Below are 4,933 nucleotides of genomic sequence, written 5' to 3' on the forward strand. Positions count from 1 at the left end.
TCACGCGTGCGCTCGCTGATCGTCGTGGCCGGCCGCGACTTCGTGACCCCCGACGACGTTCGCGAAGTCGCGTTGCCGGCGCTGCGCCATCGGATCGGCCTGTCGCCCGAACTGCAGCTCGAGGGCCAGTCGACCGACGCGGTGCTGCAGGCACTGCTCGCCCGCGTGGATGCCCCGCGCCAGTGAGTTTGGCGCGCGCCAATACGGACTTGCAACGCGGCTGGCCGCGGCCGGCGGCCGGCCTGCTGGCGTTGCTTGCGGCGTGGTCGGTGGTGGGCATCGGCCTGATCGCCGGCCTGGTCGACGGCGCCGTCTGGGCCGGCAGCGGCGTGGCGATCGCGCTGATCGTGCTGCTCGATGGCGGGCGGTTGCTGCGTCGTGTGGTGCCGCAGGTGACGCGACGCATGCCCGAGACATGGCCGGTCGGCGTGGAGACGCCCGTGACGCTCGCGTTCGGCGACATCCCGGCGCCGCTGCGCATCGACGTCGTCGACCTGCACCCCGGCGCCTGGCGGATGCGCGACCTGCCGCGCCGCCTCGACCTGCGCCCCGGCACCGCGATATCGATCGACTATGCGCTGACGCCCGAAGCGCGCGGCGACGTCGAGTTCGGCGGAACGCAGCTGCGCCTGCATTCGCCGTGGCGACTGCTGACGCGCGATGTCGTGGTGGGTGCGCCGCGCCGCGTGCGCGTGTTTCCCAACTTCGCGCCGCTGGCGAAGTTCGCGATGTTCAGTGCCGAGCAGGCGTCGCGACTGGTAGGCGCGCACGTGCGCCGGCGTCGCGGCGAGGGCACCGATTTCCACCAGATGCGCGACTATCGCGTCGGCGATTCGCTGCGGCAGATCGACTGGAAAGCCACCGCGCGGACGCGTCGCTTGATTTCGCGCGAATACCAGGACGAGCGCAACCAGCAGGTGGTGCTGATGCTCGACACCGGACGGCGGCTGATGGCGCGCGACGATGCCATGAGCCATTTCGACCACGTGCTCGACGCCTCGCTGGTGGTCGCGTGGCTGGCGCTGCGGCAGGGCGACGCCGTGGGCCTGCTCGCGAGTGGCGGGGATACCGCGTGGGTGCCGCCGCAGCGCGGCAGTGCCGCGATCGATCGCCTGCTGCGCGCCACCTATGCGCTTCAGCCCAAACCCGTGGCCACCGATTTCCTCGCAGCGGCGACCGAGATCGCGTTGCGCCAACGTCGTCGCGCGCTGGTCATGTTGGTCACCAATCTGCGCGACGAGGACATGGACGACGTGCTCGCCGCGGTGCAGCTTCTGCGGCGTCGCCACGTGGTGTGCGTCGCGAGCCTGCGCGAATCGGCGCTGGATGCCGCGCTGGCGCGCGACGTCGCGGACCTGCCGGCGGCGCTCACCGCTGGCGCGACCGCCCAGTACCTCGCGCGCCGCGACCAGGCGCACGAGGCGCTGCGCAGCCATGGCGTGCGCGTGCTCGACGTCACCTGTGACGCGCTGCCCGCAATGCTCGTGGAAACCTACCTCGCGGTGAAGCGTACAGGTTCGCTGTAGGCGCACGCGTTACGCTTGCGCCTGTTTGGAATCCGGCGCACGAATGTCGAAACTGCCCCCTGGACGCTACCGGCCGCTCGCCTGGCTGGCCGCCGTAGCGCTGCTCGTCTGGACCTCGACGCGGCTCGCTCTCGCTGCAACCGTAGGAAGCGGACTCCCCCTGGGCTACCTGCCGCGCGTGCTCGGCTTCGGCCTGGTGTACGACCTCGCCACGCTGCTCTACCTCTCGTTGCCACTGGTCTTGCTGGTCACCCTGCTGCCCGACCGCGCCATGCGTTCGCGCCTCGGTCGCGGCATCGTCGAGCTGACCTGCTTCGGCTTGCTGCTCGTGCTCGGCTTCGTCGCCATGTCGGAGTGGACGTTCTGGGACGAGTTCCAGAGCCGTTTCAACTTCATCGCGGTCGATTACCTGGTCTATACGCAGGAAGTGCTTGGCAACATCAGGCAGTCGTATCCGGTGGGCATGCTGCTGGCCGCGCTCGGCGCGACCTGCCTCGCCGTGTTCTTCGCCACGCGCAGGTTCCGCCGCGTCGACCATGCGCTGCCGGGGCTGTCCGCGCGCCTTGGCCTGCTCGCCGCCACCCTCGCGCTGTGCGTGATCACCACGCTCGGGCTGTCGGGCGCGATCAAGAACACCACCAGCAACCATTACGCGGACGAGCTGGCGGGCAACGGCATCTACGAGTTCTTCGCCGCCTATCGAGGCGCGACGCTCGACTACCGCCAGTTCTACCGCACGCTGCCGGACGCGGTCGCGCGCGCACGCACGCGTTCGCTGCTCGCCACGCCGGATGCCATCTTCCTGCACCCCGACGGCATCGTCCGCCGGATCAAGGCGCATGTGCCCGAGCGACGGCTCAACGTGGTGCTGATCAGCGTCGAGAGTTTCTCCGCCGATTATTCCGGCACGTTCGGCCGCGAGGAATCGCTCACACCGAATCTCGACGCGCTGACGCCGCAGAGCCTGGTGTTCTCGCAGCTCTATGCCACCGGCACGCGCACCGTGCGCGGGCTCGAGGCGCTGTCGTTGTCGGTGCCGCCGACGCCCGGCGAGTCGATCGTCAAGCGCGACAACAACCACGGCCTCGCGACGCTCGCGACGATCTTCAACGCGCATGGCTATACGTCGGAGTTCGTCTACGGCGGCTATGGCCGCTTCGACAACATGAACGACTACTTCGGCCACAACGGCTACCAGGTGCACGATCGCGAGGAGATTCCGTCCGCGCAGATCCACCACGAGAACATCTGGGGCGTAGCAGACGAGGATCTCTACACGCTGGCGATGGGGGCGATGGATCACGCCAGCGCGCAGGGTCATCCTTTCTTCGCGCACCTGATGACCACTTCGAACCACCGGCCGTACACGTTCCCGGCCGGGCGCGGACCGTGGAAACAGCACGACCGCATCAGCGCCGTGCGTTACACCGACTGGGCCATCGCCGATTTCCTGCGTCGCGCGCGGCAGCATTCGTGGTTCCGCGACACGGTGTTCGTCATCACCGCCGACCATTGCGCGATGAGCGCGGGCAAGGCCACGCTGCCGGCGTTCCGATACCGCATTCCGATGTGGATCTATTCGCCGGCGCACATCAAGCCGGGGGTGTTCGACGGATTGATGAGCCAGATCGACATTCCGCCGACGTTGCTCGGGTTGCTCGGTTTCGACTACACCAGCCGCTTCTATGGCGCCGACGTGATGGTGCGCCCGCCGCAGCGCGCCTACATCGGTACCTACGAGCTGCTCGGCTATATCCGCGACGGCAAGATGCTGCAGCTGGGACCGAACCGCGCGATCGAGACCGTGGTGCCCGCGCTCAAGGACGACGTGCCGCAGCCGCTCATCGCGAACGACCCGGGCCTCACCGACGATGCGGTCGCGCTGTACCAGACTGCCGCGGATGATTTCAGCGCCGGCCGCATGCAGGCCGCCGCGGTTCGCTGACGCGGCTCAGCAGCGGCCCGTGACGTCGGCCTGCGCCGACGCCAGGATCGCGTGTTCGGTTTCCCGAAGCAGGCCCTGCGCGTAGATCGCCCACGCGAGGTACGCGCGGATCCGCTGGAAGTAGCGATGTCCGAACGGCTCGCGCGCACGCAGGCGCCGCTCGCAGCGGCGCTTCTGTTCTTCGAGGTATTCGCGCACGCCGATCAGCTTCTCGCGCGCGCGCGGGATGCTCAGGCCCTGCAGGCCGAAGAACGGCAGGGTGTCGTAGGCGGGATGGAGCGACAGCGGCGACTTGTTCCAGTTCACGGCGGCGATGGCAGCGAGCTGTCCCGGCGTACCGCACTGGCCGCACTCGCAACGCACCTGCCAGCGCAGGTCGACGAAGGCGAGCGTCGGCGCCTTGCCGCAGGCCATGCAGTCGTTGACCCAGCGATCCGCCTCGAGCGGGTCGTCGGGCCCGAAGTCCAGCCATGCGGCGTCGATGTCGACGTAGCGATCGTGAACCGCGGAGGCGCGGACGGTGTCGGGTCGTGCGGACATGAGTCTCCTCGAGAAGGCGCGGCGACGGCCGTACGGCCGGATCCCTGTCGTGAAGAGCGCCGCCGCGCGGTAGGCGCGGCTGGACGCATTGTGCCTGCCGCAGTGTGAATCCTTTGCGGGACCTCCTTGCCGCGACGACGGCGGCTGCCCATGCGCCGGGCGCGGCGGCTGCGATGATCAACGCATGCCTAACATGACCCTTCGCATTTCCCTCGTCCTGCTGCTGCCGAGCCTGGTGGCGTGCCAGCAGCCTGCGTCGTCCTCCGCGACGGCGACCGGAGCCGGTGTTGGCGCAGCGCAGGTTTCAGCTCCGCGCGACACGATCACCGAAGCGGTGCGCATGCATGCGCACGCCGCCGAGGTCGAAGGCAGCGGAACCGTCGTGCGCGTGCTGCCGGATGACGCCAACGGCAGCCCGCACCAGCGCTTCCTGCTGGCGCTCGGGGGCGGGACGGTGCTGGTCGCGCACAACGTCGAGCTCGCTCCAAGGCTGGACGGTCTGGCCGTCGGCGATACGGTCGGGTTCCGCGGCGAATACGTCTGGACGCCCAAGGGCGGCACGCTGCATTGGACGCATCACGACCCGCACGGCGACCACCCGGGTGGCTGGCTGCGCTGGCGCGGCCGGACCTACGAGTAAGCGGTCGGGCTTTCGCATCAGCCCACTTCCCCCGTCCGTTCAGCTCGAAGCCAAACGATCCCGCAATGCCGAGTACACCGCTGCAGTGGCGGGCAGCACGCCGTGCCAGAGCCGGAAACTCTCCGCCGCCTGTTCGACCAGCATGCCCAGGCCGTCGATACAGGTGCCGGCGCCGTGCGTGCGCGCCGCGTCGAGGTACGGCCTCGCGGCGTCGCCATAGCCAAGGTCGACCGCCGTCCAGCCCGGCGTCACGTCCCGCGCGAGCGGCCAGTCGATCGCTTC

4 protein-coding genes and 2 pseudogenes are annotated in these 4,933 nt (G+C 69.1%); 4 read left to right on the forward strand and 2 right to left on the reverse strand.

Going from position 1 to position 4,933, the window contains the following annotated elements; all coding sequences use genetic code 11:
• The 3 genes and pseudogenes from FW784_RS12545 to FW784_RS12555 form a co-directional block, all read left to right on the forward strand.
• Positions 1-186: pseudogene (locus FW784_RS12545) on the forward strand (AAA family ATPase); the annotation flags it as partial.
• A gap of 23 nt (positions 187-209) precedes the next feature.
• Positions 210-1,526, forward strand: a complete 1,317-nt coding sequence (locus FW784_RS12550) for a DUF58 domain-containing protein (protein ID WP_149353676.1) — start codon at positions 210-212, stop codon at positions 1,524-1,526.
• A 43-nt stretch (positions 1,527-1,569) separates the two neighbouring features.
• Complete coding sequence (locus tag FW784_RS12555) at positions 1,570-3,471, forward strand: LTA synthase family protein (RefSeq protein WP_149353677.1); 1,902 nt, start codon at positions 1,570-1,572, stop codon at positions 3,469-3,471.
• A 6-nt stretch (positions 3,472-3,477) separates the two neighbouring features.
• Here FW784_RS12555 and FW784_RS12560 read toward each other — a convergent pair whose 3' ends face one another.
• Positions 3,478-4,011: a hypothetical protein gene (locus FW784_RS12560; protein ID WP_149353678.1), complete on the reverse strand. Its 534-nt coding sequence runs from the start codon at positions 4,009-4,011 to the stop codon at positions 3,478-3,480.
• 184 nt (positions 4,012-4,195) lie between these two features.
• Between FW784_RS12560 and FW784_RS12565 the strand changes: the two genes are divergently transcribed.
• Positions 4,196-4,651: a DUF3465 domain-containing protein gene (locus FW784_RS12565; protein ID WP_149353679.1), complete on the forward strand. Its 456-nt coding sequence runs from the start codon at positions 4,196-4,198 to the stop codon at positions 4,649-4,651.
• A 39-nt stretch (positions 4,652-4,690) separates the two neighbouring features.
• Here FW784_RS12565 and FW784_RS14450 read toward each other — a convergent pair.
• A pseudogene (locus FW784_RS14450) lies at positions 4,691-4,933 on the reverse strand (shikimate dehydrogenase); the annotation flags it as partial.

Origin of the sequence: Cognatilysobacter lacus, assembly GCF_008274655.1 — a bacterium.
Classification (GTDB): domain Bacteria; phylum Pseudomonadota; class Gammaproteobacteria; order Xanthomonadales; family Xanthomonadaceae; genus Cognatilysobacter; species Cognatilysobacter lacus.

What these genes read in the sequence shown, in the direction of transcription:
- FW784_RS12555 (WP_149353677.1), top strand. Translation starts at nt 1,570, where the DNA reads ATGTCGAAACTGCCCCCTGGACGCTACCGGCCGCTCGCCTGGCTGGCC.
- FW784_RS12560 (WP_149353678.1), bottom strand. Translation starts at nt 4,011, where the DNA reads ATGTCCGCACGACCCGACACCGTCCGCGCCTCCGCGGTTCACGATCGC.
- FW784_RS12565 (WP_149353679.1), top strand. Translation starts at nt 4,196, where the DNA reads ATGCCTAACATGACCCTTCGCATTTCCCTCGTCCTGCTGCTGCCGAGC.